Source organism: Microbulbifer variabilis ATCC 700307 (assembly GCF_000380565.1).
GTDB lineage: Bacteria > Pseudomonadota > Gammaproteobacteria > Pseudomonadales > Cellvibrionaceae > Microbulbifer > Microbulbifer variabilis.
Genome location: NZ_AQYJ01000028.1, coordinates 573,657 through 594,205, shown reverse-complemented (window position 1 = coordinate 594,205; position 20,549 = coordinate 573,657). Strand labels below are relative to the sequence as shown.

The window sequence follows — 20,549 nt, the reverse complement described above, 5'->3', positions numbered from 1 at the left end:
TTCCAGTGCTCACTCAGCCAGCTCTAGCAACTGAGGGAGCCAAGTGGAAGATTAAAGCTTCATATCCCCAAAGAAGTTCTTCACACCTTCAAACCAACCGGTCTGACGCGGTGCATTTTTCTTTTCGCTCAGGGTATTGGCAAATTCCTGCAGCAATTCTTTCTGTTTGCCGGATAGGTTAACTGGAGTTTCCACTACAACCCGACACAGCAAATCACCGGTAGCGCCGCCGCGTACTGGAGTAACGCCTTTGCCACGCAGGCGGAACAGTTTGCCTGTCTGGCTCTCTGCCGGGATCTTCAGCTTCACCTTGCCATCCAGGGTTGGTACCTCCAGCTCACCGCCCAATGCAGCGGCGGCAAAACTGATCGGCACTTCGCAGTAGAGGTTCTTGCCATCACGCTGGAACAGTTCGTGCTCTTTTACCACCACTTGTACATAGAGATCACCGGAGGGACCACCATCGGGGCCTGCTTCACCCTCTCCGGACAGGCGGATACGATCACCGGTATCCACACCGGGGGGAACCTTCACAGATAGGGTTTTGGTTTCTTCTACGCGGCCACGACCGTGGCAGCTGCCACAGGGATCGGAAATGATAGTGCCACGACCGCGACAATTGGGGCAGGTTTGCTGTACAGAGAAGAAACCCTGCTGCATCCGCACCTGGCCAGCACCACCACAGGTGCCACAGGTTTGCGGCGAAGAGCCAGGCTTGGCACCAGAGCCGTGGCAGGTATCACAGGAAGCCAGGGTCGGCACCCGAATCTTGACTGTGGTGCCGCGCACCGCGTCCTCGAGGTCCAGCTCAAGATCGTAGCGCAAGTCGGAACCCCGCGCCGGGCCACCGCGACGGCCACCGCCGCCACCACCGAAAATATCGCCGAACACGTCGCCGAAGATATCGGAGAAGCCACCGAAACCGCCGGCGCCACCACCACCCATCTGGCCCTCTACACCAGCGTGGCCAAATTGGTCATAGGCAGCGCGCTTCTCTGAGTCCGACAGGATCTCGTAAGCTTCATTAGCTTCCTTGAATTTGTTTTCCGATTCCTTGTCATCAGGATTGCGGTCCGGGTGGAACTTCATCGCCACCCGGCGGTAAGCTTTCTTCAGCTCTGCATCTGAAGCGCCGCGCTCGACGCCCAGGACTTCGTAATAATCGCGTTTCGACATAAAACTATGTTCTCTGGTCCGGCATCAAGAACGGCCAAACTCTTTCTACTTCTCTGTCCCTAACCAAGCTCCGCGTTGCGGAGCACTGCCAAAATTAAGAAACATCACTTTTGGCAGTTATCTGAAACAACACAGGGCGCGGGGCCTATCAAGAAGGCACCGCGCCCCTGAAGTTTTCCGGCAGCCACTGTATAAGCTGGTGCCGGAAATGCAAGCGAACGCTTACTTACCTTCTTTTTTGTCGTCCTTTACTTCTTCGAACTCGGCGTCAACAGCATCGTCGCCAGCGGAAGATTGCTGCTGCTCACCCTGCTGAGCGTCTGCACCAGCGGCACCTTCAGCGGCCTGGGCCTGCTCAGCGTACATCTTCTGTGCAACCGGACCAGAAGCTTCGGTCAGCTTGGTGGTGGCAGCTTCCATAGCAGCCTTGTCATTGCCTTTCACCGCCTCTTCCGCTTCAGTGATAGCTGCTTCGATTGCAGACTTCTCTTCAGCGGTGGCTTTGTCACCGGCTTCTTCCAGGGTCTTCTTGGTAGCAGAGATCAGACCGTCGAGGGTATTGCGGGTTTGCACCAGCTCCTCAAACTGCTTGTCCGCTTCGGCATTCGCCTCAGCGTCCTGAACCATCTTATCGATCTCGTCCTCGGAGAGACCGGAGGAAGCCTTGATCACGATGGACTGCTCTTTACCAGTCGCCTTGTCTTTCGCGTGTACGTGCAGGATACCGTTGGCATCGATATCGAAGGTCACTTCGATCTGGGGTACACCGCGGGGGGACGGCGGAATATCAGCCAGGTCAAAACGACCCAGGGATTTGTTCTGGGAAGCCTGCTTGCGCTCACCCTGTACCACGTGAATGGTTACCGCAGTCTGGTTGTCTTCCGCAGTGGAGAAAACCTGGGACTTCTTGGTGGGGATAGTGGTGTTTTTGTCGATCAGCGGAGTTGCAACGCCACCCATGGTTTCGATACCCAGGGTCAGTGGCGTTACGTCCAGCAGCAGTACGTCCTTTACGTCTCCAGACAGTACGGCGCCCTGGATGGCAGCACCCATAGCAACAGCTTCGTCAGGGTTAACGTCTTTACGCGGCTCTTTGCCGAAGAAATCGGTGACTTTCTGCTGTACCAGCGGCATGCGGGTCTGGCCACCAACCAGGATCACTTCGTCTACGCCTGAAGCGGACAGATCCGCATCTTGCAGAGCGATTTTTACCGGCTCCAGGGAACGGGCTACCAGGTCTTCTACCAGGCTTTCCAGCTTGGCGCGAGTCAGCTTAACCACCAGGTGCTTGGGACCGGTGGCATCTGCAGTGATGTACGGCAGGTTCACTTCGGTCTGCTGGCTGGAGGACAGCTCGATCTTGGCTTTTTCCGCAGCTTCTTTCAGGCGTTGCATGGCCAGGGGGTCGCCTTTCAGGTCGATACCCTGGTCTTTCTTGAACTCTTCCGCGAGGTAGTCGATCAGGCGCAGGTCAAAGTCTTCACCGCCGAGGAAGGTGTCACCGTTGGTGGACAGTACTTCGAACTGCTTCTCACCGTCGACGTCTGCAATTTCGATAATGGAGATATCGAAGGTACCACCACCCAGGTCGTATACCGCTACAGTGCGATCGCCACCCTGCTTGTCCAAGCCATAGGCCAGGGCTGCCGCAGTCGGCTCGTTAATGATGCGCTTAACGTCCAGGCCCGCGATACGGCCGGCATCTTTGGTTGCCTGGCGCTGGGAGTCATTAAAGTAAGCAGGTACGGTAATTACCGCAGCTTCTACTTTCTCGCCGAGGAAATCTTCCGCGGTTTTTTTCATTTTCTTCAGGACTTCGGCAGAAATCTGCGGCGGAGCTTTTTTATCGCCTTTCACTTCTACCCAAGCGTCGCCATTGTCAGCTTCGGTGATGGTATAGGGGACCATCTTGATATCTTTCTGTACAACGTCGTCTTTAAACTTGCGGCCGATCAGACGCTTAACCGCAAACAGAGTATTCTGGGGATTGGTCACCGCCTGACGCTTGGCGGACTGGCCCACCAGAATTTCGTTGTCGTCAGTGAAGGCAACAATAGAAGGCGTAGTACGATCACCTTCGGCGTTCTCGATTACACGCGCCTTGTCACCATCCAGTACCGCTACACAGCTGTTAGTGGTACCCAGGTCGATGCCGATAATTTTTCCCATCTGTAAAATCCTCATTTGATGCGCGCCGCCAGCTCTGTTCTGTATGCAACGCGCGAATAATTCCTGATGTCAGCTATATTGGTGCCGGCCAGTGAAATTCAAGGCCGTTCCACTCATTTGCCGTTACGGGGCCTTACTAACCACAACCATGGCCGGGCGAACCAAACGACCGTTGAGGCGATAGCCTTTTTGAAACACCTCTAGAACCGTATTCGGCTCCACCTCCCCGTTGGGTACCTGGGTCATTGCCTGGTGCAATTCCGGATCAAACGGCTCGCCAGCCGGATCAACTACTTCCACAGAATTTTTCGTCAGGGTATCGACGAAAGACTTGTGGGTAAGCTCAATACCTTCCACCAATGCCTTATTGGATTCATCAGCGTTATCGATGGTGGAAAGTGCCCGTTCCAGGTTGTCCACAACCGGTAACAAATCCTGCAACAATTTCTCTACAGCAAACTTGCGTGCACGATCGATATCCTGCTGGGCGCGGCGGCGGGCATTCTGCTCCTCCGCCTGGGCGCGCAGGGCGATATCCTTCTGCACAACCAACTGTTCCTGCAGCTTGATAATTTCATCGTGCAGCGCATCGGCACTTTCGGCTTCTTCGTGCAAAGCCTCTTCAGCCTGCTGGCGCTCCGCTGTGGAGGGGTCTTCTATCTCCGCGGAAACCGCCTCGTCTGTAGCTGTTCTGTGCTCGTCCGCCAGCGCTTCCGGCTGCACTCCCTCTGTGATCTGATCTTCTTCGCTGCGCTCTCTGGCCACTGCTTTCTCCGTCGCGTCGACTCTGTCAGTAATGAGTTGGGGCCCGTCCCGCGGGCTCTGGTGGCTATATGGGGCCATCCCCGTACAGTTCAAGTGGTTTTTTGCGCTAGCGCACAGTGACAGGGGAATCTGCGCTTGACGCTATAGCTTACCCAAGGTGAATACTGTATAAATAACCACTAATTGGGCATTCATACCCATCCATATAAAAGGACACAGAAGCGATCTCTATATGTTGCTGCACTTGTCTATCAGCCAATTCACCCTGGTGGACCAACTGGAGTTGGAGTTCGGTCCCGGTACCAGCACCCTCACCGGCGAGACCGGCGCGGGCAAATCCATCACTCTGGACGCATTGGGGCTCGCCCTGGGTGGTCGCGGCAGTGCCGAACTGGTGCGCACTGGGGCCAATCGCGCCGATATTTGTGCCACTTTTGATATCTCCGAGCACCCAGCAGCGGGCCCATGGCTCAAATCCCAGGAGTTGGATGCAGGACAGGAAGTTATCCTGCGCCGCACTATCGGCGCAGACGGACGCTCGCGGGCCTATATCAATGGCCAACCGGTTACCCTGCTGCAATTGCGCGCCCTGGGTGAGCAGCTGATCGACATTCACAGCCAGCACGAACATCAATCTTTACTGAAAAAGGACACTCACCGTCGCCTGCTGGACGAGTTTGCCCAAGCCCAGGAGCTGGCTGCTGAAACCCGCAGCCGCTACAAGACCTGGCAAGACCAATACCACCGCTACCGCACCCTGGCCAACAGTGTTGAAGAGGCCGAGGCACGGCGCCACCTGTTGCAGTACCAGCTCAAAGAGCTTGAGCAACTGGACTTGAGTGAGGGAGAAGTGGAAGCCCTGGAGAGTGAGCAGCGCCAGTTGGCCAATGCCGGTGAAATCCTAAGCGGCAGCTACCAGTTGGCCGCCCTTCTGTCCGGCGGCGAAGGCGATATCGCCGAGCAAATTCACCGCGCCCTGCAGCTGCTATCGGCCATGCCCGAGCAGGCACCGGCACTGGTGGAAGTGGCGCAAATGCTCGACAGCGCTCGCATCCAGGTGGATGAGGCTGCCGGCACTCTATCTCGGCATATCGACCGCTTTGAAATGGACCCCGAACGCCTGTCAGAAGTGGAGGAACGCCTCAGCGCTATTTACCAGGCAGCGCGCAAACACCGTGTACAACCCAAAGAACTGCCATCCCTGCAGCAACAGCTGCAAGAAGAACTGGACGATATAGGCTCCGCAGACGCCCTGGAGCGACTCGCAGCGGAATGTGAAAAACTGGAGCAGCAATTCCGCAAAACTGCAGGCAAGTTGAGCAAACTGCGGGCAAAGGCTGCCACAGCGCTTGCCCACGCAGTGAATCAACAACTGGGCGATCTGGCCATGCCCCATGCAAAGGTCGAACTGGCCCTGCAAACCCTGGACAAGCCCTGCAGCCATGGGCTCGAGGAGGTGGAAATCCTGATCTCCACCAATCCCGGCCAGCCCCCTCGGGCACTGGGTAAAATTGCCTCCGGCGGTGAACTTTCGCGAGTCAGCCTCGCGATCCAAGTGGTAACAGCACAGACTTCACGCACCCCCACACTGGTCTTCGATGAAGTGGATGTGGGCATCGGCGGTGCCACAGGTGATGTTGTGGGGCGCCTGCTACGCCAGCTGGGTGAGACCCGCAATGGCCGCACAGGCCAGGTAATCTGCGTTACCCACCTGGCACAGGTGGCAGCCAGGGCCCATCGCCAGTACCTGGTAGAAAAACACAGTGACGGTGAGCGGGCCTTTGTGGCTCTGCGCGAACTGCTAAACGGCGAGCGCCGCGAGGAAATCGCACGAATGCTCGGCGGTGCTCCCAGCACCCAATCCCTGGCCCATGCCGAGGAAATGCTCTCCAGGACCCACTAATGCAAGGCTGAGCCAAGCAGGTTCTACTTACCTGTTTGGCTGCCACCCCAGAACAGCCTGACCGCACAGACAGACAGGGGCATCCAAAATCCGGCTGTTGAGCAATGAAATCCCGCAGATCAATAAAGAACCGCCATACAATCGGGCAAAATAGCCTGCTTGCCGGTGAGATATGCCGTTTTAGGACAAATTGACCAAATATGACTGGGTATGGCGGCAGAAGTCACCATATACTCAGCCGCTTGTTTAACTTTGTTTGAGTAGTATCGGCCGAGTTTATGCAGAGAACGATTTTTAACACCCCCATTGTCACGCCCCTGCTGCGCCAGGTAGCCAAACTGCTCCTGAAATTGCACGGCTGGCGCGTTAATGGCGACCAGCAGTCACTTAAGCTGAAAAAGTACGTATTGATTGGGGCTCCCCACACCACCAACTGGGACGGCTACTACTTTATTCTCGCCGCGCTCAAACTGAAGATGACTCCGCAGTGGATGGGCAAGGACAAACTGTTCAAGTTTCCCCTCGGCGGACCTATGCGCTGGTTTGGCGGTATCGCCGTAGATCGCAGCAAAGCCAATAACCTGGTGGATGCCACTGTTCGCCAGTTCAAACTGCGCAAAGAACTGGTCATCGCTATCCCACCCGAAGGGACACGCGCCGTAGCCGAGCGCTGGAAGTCTGGCTTTTACCATATTGCGCGCAGCGCCAAGGTGCCACTGGTATTGGGCTTTATCAATTTCTCTAAGAAAGAAGTGGGTATTGGCCCGATTGCCCAATTAGGGGAAAACCTGGAAGCCGAATTGGCCAAGTTGAGGGAGTTTTATGCGGACAAGATCGGCAAATTCCCGGAACTCTACACGCCGCCCTGCCAGCCACAGCAATAAGCAGGCAAGGGAATGGGTGCGGCGAAGGCCGCACCTGAAATAATCTACTTTTCTTTCGCTTTCACATAAAGCACCAGACTGTGGCCTGTTAGCTCATAGCCGTGCTCTTCGGCGATCTGGCGCTGCAGCTCTTCGATTTCCTCATTGTGGAATTCGATTACCTTACCGGTATCGGTACACACCATATGATCGTGGTGATCACCGCGATCCAGCTCAAATACAGAGTGGCCTCCATCAAAATTGTGGCGCACAACCAGGCCAGCGCTCTCAAACTGGGTCAAAACCCGGTAAACAGTAGCCAGGCCGACATCCTCACCCGCTTCCAACAGTAGCTTGTAGACATCTTCTGCACTCAGATGCTGCTCACTGGTGCTCTCCAGCAACTGTAGAATCTTAACCCGCGGCAGAGTGACCTTGAGGCCCGCTTTGCGCAATTCCTGGTTTTCGTTCGACATGAATAAATTTTTCCCGACAGGATTTTATGGATTGTCTTTACTTGTAACAGCCCGCTGCAGAGATCTATACCCGTATAAGACCTCAGAGTTCCGTCTGTCAGCGAACCAACTCTTCGGGTATTATCCCATGCCCTACGGAGTTAGCGGAACCCCGATCACTTCGACAGGGGCAAATCGCGCAAGCGGGGGAACTTTCCTCCTCTCACGGAGCCTATTTCGGTTAACCGTATAAAATTTGTGCGAGAGGTGCCGTGTGAAAGAACATCATAATGGAGCAATGAATGCCGTCTAGCCTGAGATTTATCGCCATCGCCAGTCTATGCGCCTTATTAGGTGCCTGCACACTGGTTAAGTTTCCCGGCGTACACCGCATCGAAATTCAACAGGGTAATATCATCACCCAGGAAATGGTGGACCAACTCAAGCCGGGCATGACCCGCCGCCAAGTGCAGTTTGTTCTGGGCACACCGCTTCTGGAAGACACCTACAACCCCAACCGCTGGGACTACGTCAATCGCATACGCGATAAGAAGGGCCAGTATACCCAGAAGCGCTTTAGCGTTTATTTTGATGAGGACTCACTGGTTTCTACCAGCGGTGACTGGAAGCCGGCGGGCTGGCCCTGAGTTCAGGACCCCTCCGCATCCTTCTTTTTCTCAGCCAGACGCTTGGCCTTCTCGGCGCGCTGCTTGCGCGCCTCTTTCGGATCTGCAATGAGCGGCCGATATACCTCTACCCTGTCCCCTGGCTGCAATTCATAGCTTTCCGCAGGCGGTAGCCCCTTACTGCCGAGGGGCTGGGCAAATATCCCCATCTTGGCGCTGTCCGGATCTACCTCCGGATACTCATCTGGAATTCCCGAGCGAATCAAAGCTTCCCGCGCGGTAGTTCCCTGCTTTACCAATAGGCGCATCAGGCGTTGCTCGTGAGGCAGTGCATAAACCACCTCCACCGAAATCATCTTTTCTTCTGTCATTGGGGTTTCCCGTAAATCACTTCGGCACGCTCACACATTACTGCCACCATCTGGTTGGCCAGATCACTGAAAAGCTTGCCGGCAGCGGCGGCGATCAAACGGCTTTTCAGGGAAAATGCCAGGGTGAAAGTCACCTTGCAGGCATTTTCAGAAAGCGGGGAAAATTGCCACTGGCCGGTAAATGATTCAAAGGGACCATCCACCAGTGTCAGGGTCATGCTTTGGGGTCGATCCAGTTTATTGCGGGTAACAAAGCTCTGGCGTATACCCGCGCGCGACAATTCCAGCCGCGCCTCCAATGTCTGTTCATCGCTATGCAAAACTTCCGCCCCGCGACACCCCGGTAAAAACTGCGGGTAACTGGCCACATCATTGACCAGGTCAAACATTTGTTCTGCGCTGTACATCACCAACGCGCTGCGTTCAATTTCAGTCATTCCTGCTGCCTAAGCCAGTCCTTCGGGCACAATCGCCCAGGATCGTCGTCTGGCCGCTAATTTTGCCAGCCAGCGCTACTCAAGCAAGACAATTCCTGTAACAATCGCGTTTTTTGCCATCGGGACACCCCCAGTCTCGCTGGAATAACAAAAACGAAAGCTGTATCCGATAAAAAATAATAGCGAGAGTACTATGACCGCCGTGAGAGAGCATTTTGGGTCAAGGCTGGGCTTTATCCTGGCCGCTGCGGGTTCCGCAGTTGGAATTGGTAATTTGGTGGCATTTCCAGTGGCGGCCACCAAGAGCGGGGGGGGTGCCTTCCTGCTGGTTTACGCTCTCTTCGTTTTCCTGATCTGCCTGCCGGTTATGATGGCCGAACTTGCTATAGGGCGCCGCTCCGACAAAGACCCTGTCGGCGCCTACCGCCAACTCTCCAATGGCTCAAACCTGTGGCGTATTCCCGGATGGCTGGCCCTCGCTACACCTTTTATGATCGCGGTTTTCTATTTAGTGGTTACCGTGTGGGTACTCGGTTACTTAATTGAAACCGTCACCGGCAACCTGGCCACACTGGCAACACCAGATTTCTTTATTCACTTTATTAACACCCCTCAGGTATTTATTTACCTGGTGGTACTGATGCTGATCATCAATGCCATTCTCGCTATGGGGGTTAAAGACGGTATTGAGCGCGCGGCAAAAACCCTGATGCCGATGCTGTTCGTTATGCTGCTGGGCCTGGTAATTTTTGTATTGACCCTGGATAACGCCATCCTTGGAGTGAAGTACTACCTGGTACCGGATTTCAGCAAGATCGACGGCAACGTGGTGAGTAAAGCCATGGCCCAGGCTTTCTTCTCGCTGTCTCTGGGTATGGGCATCATGATTACCTACGGCTCTTATATGAAAAAGCGGGACTCCATCCCCGGCTCTTCCCGTGCGGTAGCCATTACTGACACCCTGGTTGCATTTACTGCAGGCCTGCTGATCCTGCCGAGCATCTTCCACTTTAACCCGCAGATTGATCCCTCTGAATTGAGCGAGTCTTCCGCAGGCATGATCTTCCTGTTCCTGCCGAAGATCTTCCTCGCCCTGCAGGACAGCATCGGCTATTTCGGCGCAAGTGCCGTAGCTGCGATCTTCTTCTTCCTGGTTCTGGTAGCAGCAATCACTTCCCTGGTTTCCATTATTGAAGTGCCCATTGCCACCCTGCGCGACGAGCGCAATATGGAGCGTCAAAAGGCCATTTACGTTGTCGCCGGAATACAGTTTGTACTGGCCATCGCTTGCGCCGTTTCCTTTGGCATGGTCAACTGGCTTACTGAATTTGTACAGTTGGCCGGCGTCAACAAGTCCTTCTTCGATTTAGTGGAGATCATTTTCTACGACACCATCCTGCCCCTGAACGGCCTGCTGGTATGTCTGTTCGTGATCTACAAGTGGAAGAAAGCCAACTTTGACAAGGAGCTTCAGGAAGGCGATGCGGCCTTCGCCGGCTCCTTCTCACAAAAATACATAAACTTCTCCCTGGGCACCTTTATCCCACTGATACTGCTGTTGATCTTTATCAACACCGTGGCCCTGAAGTTTTTTGGACACAGTTTTATCTAGTCATTAGAAGTTTTCATGGCCAAGAAAAAGAAAGCGCAAACATCCAATACCATCGCCCTCAACAAGAAGGCCCGTCACGACTACTTCATTGAAGAGAAGTTTGAGGCGGGCGTTGAGATGCAGGGCTGGGAAGTGAAAAGCTGTCGTGAGGGCAAGGCCCAGCTCACCGACAGCTATGTCATTTTCAAAAATGGCGAAGCCTGGCTGCTGGGTTCCAATATCCAGCCGCTGCCCAGTGCCTCCACCCACTATGTCACCGAGCCCGACCGCACCCGTCGCCTGCTGCTCACCAAACGCGAGCTATCCAAGCTGATTGCCGCCGTGGAGCAAAAGGGACACACCGTGGTGGCCACCGCCCTGTATTGGAAAGGCCATCTGGTCAAATGCGAAGTTTGCCTGGCCAAAGGTAAGGCTATGCATGACAAACGCGAAACCGAGAAAAAGCGCGATTGGAACCGCGAAAAGCAACGCCTGATGCGCGCGACGCACAAGTAGTGCACAGAGACAAATAAAAGAATAATTACGGGATTTATCATGAGTGCACCGCGAGGACAGTTCAGCTCGAATATTGGCTTTTTGATGGCCGCGGCGGGGTCCGCCGTGGGCCTCGGCAATATTTGGGGTTTCCCCACCAAAGCCGCCAGTAACGGCGGCGCCGCCTTTGTGGTGGCCTACCTGTTTTTGGCCTTTGCCCTCGCCTACCCGGCACTGATGGCCGAACTCACCATTGGCCGTTACGCACGGCGCAATATGGTACAGGCACTACGCGCTATCTCCACTGGTCCTGTGAGCCGCTTTTTCGGCAGCCTTACCGGCTTTGGCGGTATCCTGGTGGCCTCCCTGATTCTTAGCTTCTACGCCATTGTGGCCGGCTGGATGGTGGCCCATCTGGCCGAGCCTTTTGCAGCCCTGTTTGGTGCCCAGGAAGCCGCACTGTGGCTCACTGAAAACAGTACCCAGCGCAATCTGATCTTTACCGCAATTTTCAGTGGCCTCACCATGTTGATTATTGCCAGCGGTGTTGAGAAAGGTATCGAGCGCTGGTCCACCCTGCTGATGCCCTCCCTGATCATCCTGTTGCTACTTTTGATCGCCTATGTACTCACCCAGCCCGGCGCCTTTACCGGCCTGGAGGTGTACCTGATGCCGGACTTCAGTCACTTCACCCCGAAGCTGCTGATTTCCGCCATGGGCCAGGCTTTCTTCTCTCTGTCTCTGGGTGTAGGCACCATGCTGATCTATGGCTCTTACCTGAGCCAGCAGGAGAGCCTGCCGCGCCTCGGTGCCCTGGTCACCCTGATTGATGTTGGTATCGCCTTCACCGCCGGCCTGCTGATCCTGCCCGCCATGTATGTAGCCCAGGAAGCCGGCACCCAGATCTTCGCCGCTGACGGCGCCCTGATTGCCGGGCCCAACCTGATCCTGCAGGTACTGCCAGCACTGTTCGATACCATGGGCGAAGCTGGTGTATTCGTAGCCATTGCCTTCTTTGCCCTGATGGTGATTGCCTCCCTCACCTCCTCCATCTCTATGCTGGAAGTGCCGGTGGCTTTCTCGATTGAGAACCTGGGGATTCCACGCCGTATCGCCACCCCAGCGGTAGGCCTGGTCATATTCGCCATCAGCAGCACCATTATTTACAACTTCGACACCCTGTTTGGACTGGCAGTCAGTATCAGTACTGAATACGGACAGCCCCTGCTTGGTATCGCCCTGTGTATCTTTGCAGGCTGGATCTGGCGCCGTGACCAGCTACTGGGTGAGCTGAAAAAAGGCCATGAGGATATTGAACACACCCTGTTCTGGAAGATCTGGCCCTGGTATGTGCGCATCGTATGCCCACTGTTGATCCTGGTAGCCTTCGCCCAGTCAATTATGTAATCACTCCTCATACCTGCCCCGGCCGCAGCCATCCGGGGCTACCCTCCACTTTCCTAACACCTCACCAAAACACACCCAAACAGCCAGCAAAACATCTAGCACGTAAAAACTTATTGCTGAGGCCAAGTTTGAGGTATACTTAGATGACACACGAGAGTGTTTCTTATCGGGGATGACTTGGATTCGACGCCGGTTACGAAACCTTGGGTGCATGCCGAGATGGCAGCGAATCTCGTAAATCCAAAGCTGTATTTTATTAGTTGCCAACGACGACAACTACGGTGCCCAACTCGCTGCGTAAGCAGCTTGTGAAGCGCTAACTAAGGGTTCGTCCCTTAGCAGTCTTCAGCAAGGTTCCAGTATCGCGCTGTAGACTGTTATACAGAACTGGATCGCCGCAAGCCATACCCGTGGGTAAGCGGTTAAACAACTTTCGGGATCGCCCTATACGTCCTGACCGCCGGGCTGTAATGGGTTAAATCAATAGACGGAGCTAAGCATGTAGAGCCTCTGGCAGAGTGCTGACGGACGCGGGTTCGACTCCCGCCATCTCCACCAAATCGCTGTCTCAGACAGCCCACGAAAGCCCCGCAAACCTAGTGTTTCCGGGGTTTTTGCTTATCTGGAGCATCCCAGTTAATCTAAGCTAACCCGTCCAAATCCAGCCTCAAGTGGACGGGTTATTGGACGGGTTGATAGTAGTGCCACCGTCCAACCCGTCCAAATTCCATGGAAGGTGAGCTATGCCGCTGTCTGACACCAAGGTCCGCGCCCTCAAGCCCCGCGACAAGAAGTACATCGAGTCCGATGAGAAAGAGCTGGCAATCGAAGTGACCCCGACCGGGGCCAAGCGCTGGGTATTCCGTTTCCGCCTGCATGGCAAACGCCCAGAAATGGCAATTGGGCTCTACCCCGATGTAAGCCTAAAGCGAGCCCGCGAACTCCGTGATGAAGCCCGTCAGCTTGTTGCCGAAGGTGTCGACCCCCGCGATATAAAACGCGCCCGCAAAGAGTCCGCCCTGGAAGCCAATCGCAACTGCTTCGCCGCCGTGAGCGATGAGTGGTTCGCCGCCAAGATGGCGCACCTATCCAGCTCATCAAAGGACCGTGCCACCCTCGCTTTAGAGCGTGACCTAAAGCCCTATTTGGGTAAGCGTCCTATCTCCGAGATAAGCCCGCCGGAAGTGCTGCGGTGCCTGCGCCGTATTGAGAGCCGGGGAACCCTGGAGACTGCCCACCGGGTAAAGCGAGTAGCCAGCCAGGTATTCCGCTTTGCCGTGGCCACCGGAAGGGCCGACCGCGACCCCACCACAGACCTTACCGGCGCACTCACCCCCACCAAGAAGAAACATCTGGCAGCTATTACTGACCCCACTGAAGTTGGGCGCCTGCTAACCGCCATGGAGGAATACCAAGGCACCCCAGTAGTGAGGGCCGCCCTCAAACTATCCCCTCTCCTATTCTGCCGCCCTGGAGAATTGCGCAAACTGGAGTGGGCCGAAATTAACTGGGAGGCCAAGCAAATAGAGCTGCCCAGCGAAAAAATGAAAATGGGCCAGCCGCATATCATCCCGCTGGCAGAGCAATCTCTAGCGCTACTGCAAGAACTGGAGCCGCTAACAGGCCGTGGCAAATATGTTTTCCCATCAGCTCGGGGCCAGAGCCGCCCATTGTCTGATGCCGGGGTGAGGACTGCGCTCAGGTCACTGGGCTATGACAATGAAACCATGACCGCCCACGGCTTCCGCGCGATGGCCCGGACCTTACTGGATGAGGTTCTAGGTTTTCGTGTGGATTACATAGAACACCAGCTAGCTCATGAAGTGAAAGACACACTGGGGCGCGCCTACAACCGTACAAAACACCTAGAGCAGAGAGCGGCAATGATGCAGAAGTGGGCGGATTATTTAGACAACCTGAGGGCTCAAGTAGGAGTAGAAAATGTAGTAGTCGCTAAATTCAGGTAAGTTGCCGACTTTTGCATAAAAGCCCTAAACAAACATTCTCACAACCTCTTTTTACAAAATTAAAATAGCTTCGTCCTGCATAATTAAAGAAAGGTTTTTTCACACTTAAGTAGTAAGCAGTCTTTGATTAACCCCTATTAATCTAACAAAGCCCACAAACCCTTGACTTTCTCTGTGCCAGAACTGTATAAAAATCCCATGCTGAGGGAAGTACGCAAATTTACTGCCCAATCTCTCAAAGCCCGCCGATTGCGGGTTTTTTTGTGCCCGAAAAATAGAATGTCATAAGTAAATTACGCGCCCAGAGTCTGGTGTCTTCAGCTTTAAAAATTAGCAACTTAAACCACTAAACCCGCCTAGAGCGGGTTTTTTTATGCCTGAAATTTGAGTCCAGAGGAGGGCCACCACTCACCACTTAAACAGAAGTCACATAGCGGTACAGCTTTCATATCTAGTTATTAATCGAACCCGCCTAGTGCGGGTTTTTACGTTTTTAAAGAGAGGAAATCTCATGGCTGGAACTGTCGAGCACACAAACATCATTAACCGAGACGCTCTTTATCGAGCAAAGGACTGCGCGAATTTATATAGCGTTGGGCTTTCGACGTGGTGGAAGTGGGTTTCAGATGGACGTGTCAAACCTGGCATTAAGCTAGGACCAAAAACAACTGTATGGGAAGGAGAGTATTTGCTGGACCTTCGCCAAAAATTTATTAGAGAAGCTCAGGGCTAACGGGAGGAGCTATGGAAACAATCAGAACCGCCCCAGAACAGAGCGGCCCCGACCAAGTAACTAAGCCATTAAATAATACCAGTGAATCACTATTTGAAGCAGATGAAGGCATCCACCCTGGTATCAGAGTAGTGGGTGCGAACGAGCAACAGCTGGCACTTTTACCACCGGGTAAACATCGCCGCCTTACAGCTAGGCAGAGACGAGCTCTTAAAACCCTTGTTAAGCGGTCATGCTGCCGTGAGGAGCTGGATAAAGTCACGGGGGCAAGCAATAGCCCCGAAATCGTATCGCAGCTTAGAAAGCGGGGAATAGCCGTCAAATGCCGCATGGAGGGGCATGTTGACCGAGACGGTATCGCAGGAAGTCATGGCGTTTACTGGTTACCAGACAGCGAGCGCCAACTAGTTGAGTCCTTAAATCTACTGGAGGACTAATGGGCGAGCCAGCTAGAGAGCTTCTACAGCGACTTCTAGCGCGTGGTGACGGTATAGCGGTCAATAGCGGCCGCCTTACCTTAACCCCTGCCAGTGGCCACCCTGTGCCTGCTGAGTGGCTTTCCGAACATGAGCGGCCCCTTATCACCGAAGCATCACGTTTAGCTAGTGTGGAGCCGCTGGAGTATGTCGGCTATTCAGTGGGGAACTATGGCCCCAGCAAGCGCGGTGGTGTATCCCTCCAGTTCCGCAGCCTGATTGATGGTAGTGAGCGCTATTCCGTATTCAACGCCGAGACACGGCGCAACAGAACCACTAAGCACGGCAAGAAAGGTTCACCCCTGCCCTCTGGGCAATTCCGGATAACAACTCGCTTCAAGTTCTACGGGTTTTGGGTGTCAACGGGGTTACCTTTGCCTCGGCGCCTAAGTGCCTTTCACGACTACATGGGAAAGCTTGCCGGTTTAGTTTTCACCGGTGAAGCGCCAGATGGTGAGCGCCTGAGTGATGCCCGCCCCCTTTCAATCAGCAATACCGAATTGATAGGGATGGTGGGGGTGAATCTGCCGGACAACTCCCGGACAAGTGCCGGACAACTTCCGGACAACTCCCGGACAAAACTCCCGGACAAGGAATTCCAGCAAGCCCAACAACCACGGGGGATACAGCCAACTCAAAGTACGGGTGAAAAAAAGCACGGTAATACGGTAATAAGGGAACGCGGGTATAAGGGAATACCCATATCCCCTCAAGAACAATCTAATGAGGAGTGGTTAGCCAGTTATGAAAGCACCGGGTAATTTAAATAATCAAAGCACTCCACCCAAAATCGGGCAGCCAAATACCAATGTAAAATATTGGCAGACCATTCGACGCCCAGCATTGAAAGGCTTTACACTGGGAAAGCATACTGGAGGCGTTGCGGCAAAATCCGTAACCGGGATTAGCACCCCGAAACTGTCAGGCGACCGGAAGCCGCCTACCCCTGTATGCGGTTTTTTTGTGCCCGGGCCTTTTTGGTCTGTAGCCCTTTATGGTGGGCTGCTTGGGGGGCCTTGTGCCCGCCGTTCCTGATAGCGGTAGTGCTAACCCATTCAGCCCGCCTCCCAATCGAGATTAGCACCTCATGGGAGCCGCTCACCCAATATCAGGAGCCCATACCATGGCAAACCAAGCCCCAGTTGTATCTATCTCCCAAGCCGATGACTTCCTTGGCCGTTCAATCGATATCGCAAACCTCAGTCTGGAATCACTAAACAAGCTGCGCACCCTCTTCCAGAGCATCAGCCAGATATCCGAGGACAAAACCACCAGCCAAGAACTGGCAGTTATTGGCGCCCACCTTGCCGATGAGTGGGCAAACCTAATCGATTGTGAGCGGGAAGACCTGGAGCGCCTAGAGAACAAGCAGTTTATTTAAGAAGCTCACCGATTAGAAGCTCTCGCACTGGAGTTGCCGGCGCTCTACTGCATAGTTTACATTCAAGTTTATAATTTTAACTATAAGCTTATTAACTGGGCAGTCTTATAAATTCGAAAGAGGAGTTGAAATATGAATAATTCTGAAGCGCTTCTTTCTGAGCTTTTTAGCAGCCTCAATATATCCCATGAAAAGATTAAAGAATCTAGTGCTAATGGGGGGAAATCCCCAGATTTTAAGGTTTTCTGGGGCGGGGAACTCTCTTATTGGGAGGTGAAAGGCTTAGACGATAATGATGACGAAAAAGAAATTATAAAAAATATTCGTGCAGATGCTAATGCACAAATGTATCAAGTCAACTCTGAAAGAGTTGGGAAGAATATAAATAAAGCAACAAAGCAATTCAAGGAGTATGGAGTTACTAATTACCCTTGCATTGTTGTGATTTTTGATAATCGAGATTGGTCGGTGATGGATTTCATGTTGCCCAATTATATAAAAACAGCAATTGCCGGAAAGGCTGAGTATAGATACTTAAAAGATGGGACCTATCAAGAATCTCGCCGGCTTTATGGGAAGTTATCGCCAGAGAAAAAGAGATTTATAAGTGCCGTTGCCCTCCTATCTCCTAGCGGCAAGAAAATTACTTTTTATCATAATCCATACACTAATAATTCACTAATAGATAGCAAATTAATGAAGCTATTCAATAGTCATTATCAGGCCATCCCAACAGAGCAAGGGTTAACGTGGACCGAGGTGCGGCCTACTGAATTCTAGCGAAGAAAGAATTGAGAACCCTACTTGAGAGAAATACTAAGGTGGCCTCTAAGCGCCGTTAAGGAACATCCCCTCAAGCGGCTCAGCGGGCCCGGAGGCCCTGAATACGCTAGAGAAGGAGGTTACTTTGCTTGCCCCTTAAAGGACTGAGCTAGCTTGGCAAGCTGCTCCATACCATCATAAGTTGATGGCATTTTTTCGCTATCTGCAACTATACCGGAAAAAATTATGCTCTCAAACTTAGAGAATGAGCCCTTATCCCCGTCCTTTAAATCTCTAGTCTTCTCCATGTAAGAAATAATGAATTGACACAAAGCTCTTCTTAATTCTAATTGTAATAGCTGGGACTTTGTGGACTTATAGTTAAGCAATAAAATCCGGAAATAATATACCGAAATAGCCATCAATGGAATCATTGGTACAATTAATAACAATAGGGTATTGCGGATACTCTTAAACCTATCATCCGTGATTAATGAATCACCACCTTGAGAATCAGCAACATTTAAAGATACCTGATATAGAACATAAATAACCTCCAAGAAAAGGGGCAGCAGTATCAACACCCCTAAGAGCACAAGCCATTTTTTTGTTTCTTTCTTTTCCTCAAGCTTCTGCACAGCTAAGTTTTTAAATCCTTTGTCTAGTGCAACAAAGTTATAATCATTATCTCTTTCATCAAAAGCATCCTTTAAAGCATCAACCCTTGCTTGTTTATTAGCTAACTCTTTATCCCACTCACTCTTTAAACCTTTAGCTTTCTCCACTAAAGCATTAAATTTTTTAAACTCCTTCAACTCCTCACTAGTAGTTATTTTTTTTAGAATTTCAATGGGCATCCCCCTCATTGAAGACTCAATATAGCTTCTTGCATTTGACTCAAACCTATCAAGGTTTTCTTCGATAAAAGCTCTAGCCGACTCAAGAACCCGGGAATTACTGCGACTGTTAGAAAGATAGAATTCCACCAAAAACTCATGGCAATATGCACAAAGCATATCCATGTAATCTTTACTATCCCTACTCACTTTATACTTCTTCACATGTTCAATAAAGCCGTGCCCAATATTTTCAATGGTAAACTCACATAGCTCATCCCACTCACCAGGAGACTCAATCATTGAATTTAAAATCATATATATTTTTTCATTACGCCTCCCCTCATAAGACTCACCTAAACCATCCATATTTTGAAGTTTATTTCCAAGCTCTTTAAGAACCCTTAAACTCCCCTCATCTTCAAAGAATTTTTCTCTCATATCAAAACCTCACCAAAATAAAACTCAACACATAAACAGAATTGAAAACGCCTATAAAAAAGGGCGCCCTCCAACTTCTCAATATGTATTTATCCCCCAAAAAACACTTCAACCTAAAGCTTCACTTTTTGGTGTACAAACTTAGGTTTATTTCTTTAGAATAAGAATTTCTCTTCCTTAAAAAAAGGGGCGATATTACGACAGTTGCTTACACTCAACAACACTCAAATCATCAGGCCATTTACATGCACAGTAAACTTATAAAAAATGCTTAATCCCACCTAAAAAACTTTTACTTTTCATGTATAAAACATGAACATCAAAGCATATCCCTGTCTGCCTACTCAAATGTATCCAAGAGATTACTGTTAGGTTTGCGACCAGGGCACTCCGTGGGGCTGCCAAGAAAGGACAATTAATACATATCGATATATTCAGACCAAACTACCTACACCTTGGCGAGAGTGAAGATTTTCAATGGGTCGATGGAGGGTGACCGCCACATACTGCACCACCGTACTACTTACCTCTGAGAATACCTCCGCGCTCCAGTGGCCTAGACCGAAATCTCAGCCTTTTTAGGACTGAAAAAATAAATAATCATAGAGACATCTCCCTGTCCTTCTAAACAGGCTCATCTCGGGGAACTCAATCACCAGGTCCCAACCAAGTTTTGCGACCAGTACGCGCGGGAGAGCGGCTAAAGGCAGTTATGGAGTGGAGCAAGCAAGATAAGCCCCCTCAACAGGCAAGACAAGTGGCTGTTTCTGGCCGAAATATCATAGTTATCTGTAATTCTGACTAGAATGAAGGTTTTTCGGAAGTCGTATGGCCAAGCTAGCACCCATAAGCAATCCAAAGACATAGGATGCCTGCTTGGCACACCAATGGCAGTAGGTTTAATACAAGTCTGGGAATAGGCAATAAGAGCATGAAAAAGCTCTACATCTTCTTGGCCATAGCCACATCAATGCCTTTTATTGTTTACGGGTTGATGTTCTACAAGCCGCTGAAATATGAAAAAGCACCGGGTCTGTCAGAGGAAGATTTCAAGTGCGGCCGTGGTTTTGCTCATGTTGTACATGACAACCCTATCGAAAGGATACCCCTGTATAAGGTCGTAGTAGAGAGAAAGGAAGAAACAGGCTTGATGGCTACCTCATACTTTTTCTGGGGTGGAGTATATCGAGAGATATACATCGAGGTAGATTGCAGTAGTACAAGAGCAAAACCAACCTGAACCTACCCTTTTTGCAAGAGCAGCAGTCAAGAGGTGACAACATTCACCAACGCTTAACGAAGCAAGGGGGGGTATTACGATACACATGTTTATGCGGCAATGTGTCGTATTTGAAATACTTATCTATATTTACCACACCATAGTACCAATAAAAATATTTAAGAAAAAAGCCGCTTTCTTGATTCAACACTGCACATTCAGCACCCCATTTTCATATGAGGCCAAGCTGGCGATGGAAGACAGTGGGTGGATAACTATGTACCATCAAAAAGTAACAACCTCATCTATGAATACAGAGCAGCAATGGGCTTTTGGTGAGTAACTACGGTGTGTAGTTTCACTTTCTGATATCGAAAGGAAACCGATGTGAATCAAGAAATATCGACTAAGTTCAATGGGCAAGAAATATCAGCGGAATATAGCGTTGATGGTGACACTTTGCATGTGTACCTGCC

The 20,549-nt window shown here is 51.7% G+C and carries 19 protein-coding genes and 1 other RNA gene; 13 read left to right on the top strand and 7 right to left on the bottom strand.

The genetic code is table 11. The features are described from left to right. Positions 1–51: 51 nt before the first annotated feature. The 3 genes from dnaJ to grpE all read right to left on the bottom strand — a co-directional run bounded on the left by dnaJ (position 52) and on the right by grpE (position 4,110). A complete protein-coding gene (gene dnaJ / locus G367_RS0118370; protein ID WP_020414631.1) occupies positions 52–1,176 on the bottom strand; it encodes a molecular chaperone DnaJ in 1,125 nt (374 codons plus the stop codon). A 222-nt stretch (positions 1,177–1,398) separates the two neighbouring features. After that, positions 1,399–3,345: a molecular chaperone DnaK gene (dnaK, locus tag G367_RS0118365; protein WP_026305240.1), complete on the bottom strand. Its 1,947-nt coding sequence runs from the start codon at positions 3,343–3,345 to the stop codon at positions 1,399–1,401. Positions 3,346–3,468: 123 nt separating this feature from the next. After that, on the bottom strand, positions 3,469–4,110 hold the full coding sequence (gene grpE / locus G367_RS0118360) for a nucleotide exchange factor GrpE (RefSeq protein WP_020414629.1): 642 nt from the start codon (positions 4,108–4,110) through the stop codon (positions 3,469–3,471). 232 nt (positions 4,111–4,342) lie between these two features. Between grpE and recN the strand changes: the two genes are divergently transcribed. After that, positions 4,343–6,013, top strand: a complete 1,671-nt coding sequence (gene recN / locus G367_RS0118355; protein ID WP_020414628.1) for a DNA repair protein RecN — start codon at positions 4,343–4,345, stop codon at positions 6,011–6,013. A 278-nt stretch (positions 6,014–6,291) separates the two neighbouring features. Beyond that, positions 6,292–6,897, top strand: a complete 606-nt coding sequence (locus tag G367_RS0118350) for a 1-acyl-sn-glycerol-3-phosphate acyltransferase (RefSeq protein WP_020414627.1) — start codon at positions 6,292–6,294, stop codon at positions 6,895–6,897. A gap of 44 nt (positions 6,898–6,941) precedes the next feature. Here the strand turns inward: G367_RS0118350 and fur are convergent, their stop codons facing one another. Then, positions 6,942–7,352 carry a ferric iron uptake transcriptional regulator gene (gene fur / locus G367_RS0118345; protein ID WP_020414626.1) on the bottom strand — a complete coding sequence of 137 codons (411 nt, stop codon included), beginning with the start codon at positions 7,350–7,352 and terminating at the stop codon, positions 6,942–6,944. 281 nt (positions 7,353–7,633) lie between these two features. On the opposite strand from fur, the gene G367_RS0118340 reads away from it, so the two are divergent. Continuing rightward, complete coding sequence (locus G367_RS0118340) at positions 7,634–7,978, top strand: outer membrane protein assembly factor BamE (RefSeq protein WP_020414625.1); 345 nt, start codon at positions 7,634–7,636, stop codon at positions 7,976–7,978. A gap of 2 nt (positions 7,979–7,980) precedes the next feature. Here G367_RS0118340 and G367_RS0118335 read toward each other — a convergent pair whose 3' ends face one another. Then, positions 7,981–8,328, bottom strand: coding sequence for an RnfH family protein (locus G367_RS0118335; RefSeq protein WP_020414624.1), 348 nt, complete (start codon positions 8,326–8,328; stop codon positions 7,981–7,983). Then, complete coding sequence (locus tag G367_RS0118330; protein ID WP_020414623.1) at positions 8,325–8,765, bottom strand: type II toxin-antitoxin system RatA family toxin; 441 nt, start codon at positions 8,763–8,765, stop codon at positions 8,325–8,327. Before G367_RS0118330 ends, G367_RS0118335 begins: the two co-directional genes overlap by 4 nt. A gap of 193 nt (positions 8,766–8,958) precedes the next feature. Here G367_RS0118330 and G367_RS0118325 point away from each other — a divergent pair, with 193 nt between their 5' ends. The 9 genes from G367_RS0118325 (at position 8,959) to G367_RS0118280 (ending at position 17,595) form a co-directional block, all read left to right on the top strand. Continuing rightward, entirely contained in the window at positions 8,959–10,377 is a 1,419-nt protein-coding gene (locus G367_RS0118325; RefSeq protein WP_020414622.1) for a sodium-dependent transporter, read from the top strand. Between the two features lie 15 nt (positions 10,378–10,392). Next, positions 10,393–10,872 (top strand): SsrA-binding protein SmpB, encoded by a 480-nt coding sequence (gene smpB / locus G367_RS0118320; RefSeq protein WP_020414621.1) that lies wholly within the window; start codon positions 10,393–10,395, stop codon positions 10,870–10,872. 39 nt (positions 10,873–10,911) lie between these two features. Continuing rightward, a complete protein-coding gene (locus G367_RS0118315; RefSeq protein WP_020414620.1) occupies positions 10,912–12,258 on the top strand; it encodes a sodium-dependent transporter in 1,347 nt (448 codons plus the stop codon). Between the two features lie 168 nt (positions 12,259–12,426). After that, positions 12,427–12,816, top strand: a transfer-messenger RNA (tmRNA) gene (gene ssrA, locus G367_RS25755). A 185-nt stretch (positions 12,817–13,001) separates the two neighbouring features. Beyond that, on the top strand, positions 13,002–14,225 hold the full coding sequence (locus G367_RS0118310) for a tyrosine-type recombinase/integrase (RefSeq protein WP_020414619.1): 1,224 nt from the start codon (positions 13,002–13,004) through the stop codon (positions 14,223–14,225). 744 nt (positions 14,226–14,969) lie between these two features. Further along, the gene (locus G367_RS25325) at positions 14,970–15,395 is read left to right on the top strand and encodes a hypothetical protein (RefSeq protein WP_020414617.1); all 426 of its coding nucleotides are present in this window, start codon (positions 14,970–14,972) and stop codon (positions 15,393–15,395) included. Beyond that, on the top strand, positions 15,395–16,195 hold the full coding sequence (locus tag G367_RS0118295; protein ID WP_020414616.1) for a hypothetical protein: 801 nt from the start codon (positions 15,395–15,397) through the stop codon (positions 16,193–16,195). Before G367_RS25325 ends, G367_RS0118295 begins: the two co-directional genes overlap by 1 nt. Before the next feature lie 362 nt (positions 16,196–16,557). Further along, complete coding sequence (locus G367_RS0118285; protein WP_020414614.1) at positions 16,558–16,815, top strand: hypothetical protein; 258 nt, start codon at positions 16,558–16,560, stop codon at positions 16,813–16,815. A 132-nt stretch (positions 16,816–16,947) separates the two neighbouring features. Then, positions 16,948–17,595, top strand: a complete 648-nt coding sequence (locus G367_RS0118280) for an uL11 family ribosomal protein (RefSeq protein ID WP_020414613.1) — start codon at positions 16,948–16,950, stop codon at positions 17,593–17,595. Between the two features lie 122 nt (positions 17,596–17,717). On the opposite strand, the gene G367_RS25320 is transcribed toward G367_RS0118280, so the two are convergent. Beyond that, positions 17,718–18,854, bottom strand: a complete 1,137-nt coding sequence (locus G367_RS25320; protein WP_020414612.1) for a hypothetical protein — start codon at positions 18,852–18,854, stop codon at positions 17,718–17,720. 931 nt (positions 18,855–19,785) lie between these two features. Between G367_RS25320 and G367_RS0118270 the strand changes: the two genes are divergently transcribed. Next, positions 19,786–20,094 carry a hypothetical protein gene (locus G367_RS0118270; RefSeq protein ID WP_020414611.1) on the top strand — a complete coding sequence of 103 codons (309 nt, stop codon included), beginning with the start codon at positions 19,786–19,788 and terminating at the stop codon, positions 20,092–20,094. The last annotated feature ends 455 nt before the right edge of the window (positions 20,095–20,549 follow it).

Coding starts and splice junctions, on each gene's coding strand:
- dnaJ (WP_020414631.1), bottom strand. CDS start 1,176: ATGTCGAAACGCGATTATTACGAAGTCCTGGGCGTCGAGCGCGGCGCT.
- dnaK (WP_026305240.1), bottom strand. CDS start 3,345: ATGGGAAAAATTATCGGCATCGACCTGGGTACCACTAACAGCTGTGTA.
- recN (WP_020414628.1), top strand. CDS start 4,343: ATGTTGCTGCACTTGTCTATCAGCCAATTCACCCTGGTGGACCAACTG.
- G367_RS0118350 (WP_020414627.1), top strand. CDS start 6,292: ATGCAGAGAACGATTTTTAACACCCCCATTGTCACGCCCCTGCTGCGC.
- fur (WP_020414626.1), bottom strand. CDS start 7,352: ATGTCGAACGAAAACCAGGAATTGCGCAAAGCGGGCCTCAAGGTCACT.
- G367_RS0118340 (WP_020414625.1), top strand. CDS start 7,634: ATGCCGTCTAGCCTGAGATTTATCGCCATCGCCAGTCTATGCGCCTTA.
- G367_RS0118335 (WP_020414624.1), bottom strand. CDS start 8,328: ATGACAGAAGAAAAGATGATTTCGGTGGAGGTGGTTTATGCACTGCCT.
- G367_RS0118330 (WP_020414623.1), bottom strand. CDS start 8,765: ATGACTGAAATTGAACGCAGCGCGTTGGTGATGTACAGCGCAGAACAA.
- G367_RS0118325 (WP_020414622.1), top strand. CDS start 8,959: ATGACCGCCGTGAGAGAGCATTTTGGGTCAAGGCTGGGCTTTATCCTG.
- smpB (WP_020414621.1), top strand. CDS start 10,393: ATGGCCAAGAAAAAGAAAGCGCAAACATCCAATACCATCGCCCTCAAC.
- G367_RS0118315 (WP_020414620.1), top strand. CDS start 10,912: ATGAGTGCACCGCGAGGACAGTTCAGCTCGAATATTGGCTTTTTGATG.
- G367_RS0118310 (WP_020414619.1), top strand. CDS start 13,002: ATGCCGCTGTCTGACACCAAGGTCCGCGCCCTCAAGCCCCGCGACAAG.
- G367_RS25325 (WP_020414617.1), top strand. CDS start 14,970: ATGGAAACAATCAGAACCGCCCCAGAACAGAGCGGCCCCGACCAAGTA.
- G367_RS0118295 (WP_020414616.1), top strand. CDS start 15,395: ATGGGCGAGCCAGCTAGAGAGCTTCTACAGCGACTTCTAGCGCGTGGT.
- G367_RS0118285 (WP_020414614.1), top strand. CDS start 16,558: ATGGCAAACCAAGCCCCAGTTGTATCTATCTCCCAAGCCGATGACTTC.
- G367_RS0118280 (WP_020414613.1), top strand. CDS start 16,948: ATGAATAATTCTGAAGCGCTTCTTTCTGAGCTTTTTAGCAGCCTCAAT.
- G367_RS25320 (WP_020414612.1), bottom strand. CDS start 18,854: ATGAGAGAAAAATTCTTTGAAGATGAGGGGAGTTTAAGGGTTCTTAAA.
- G367_RS0118270 (WP_020414611.1), top strand. CDS start 19,786: ATGAAAAAGCTCTACATCTTCTTGGCCATAGCCACATCAATGCCTTTT.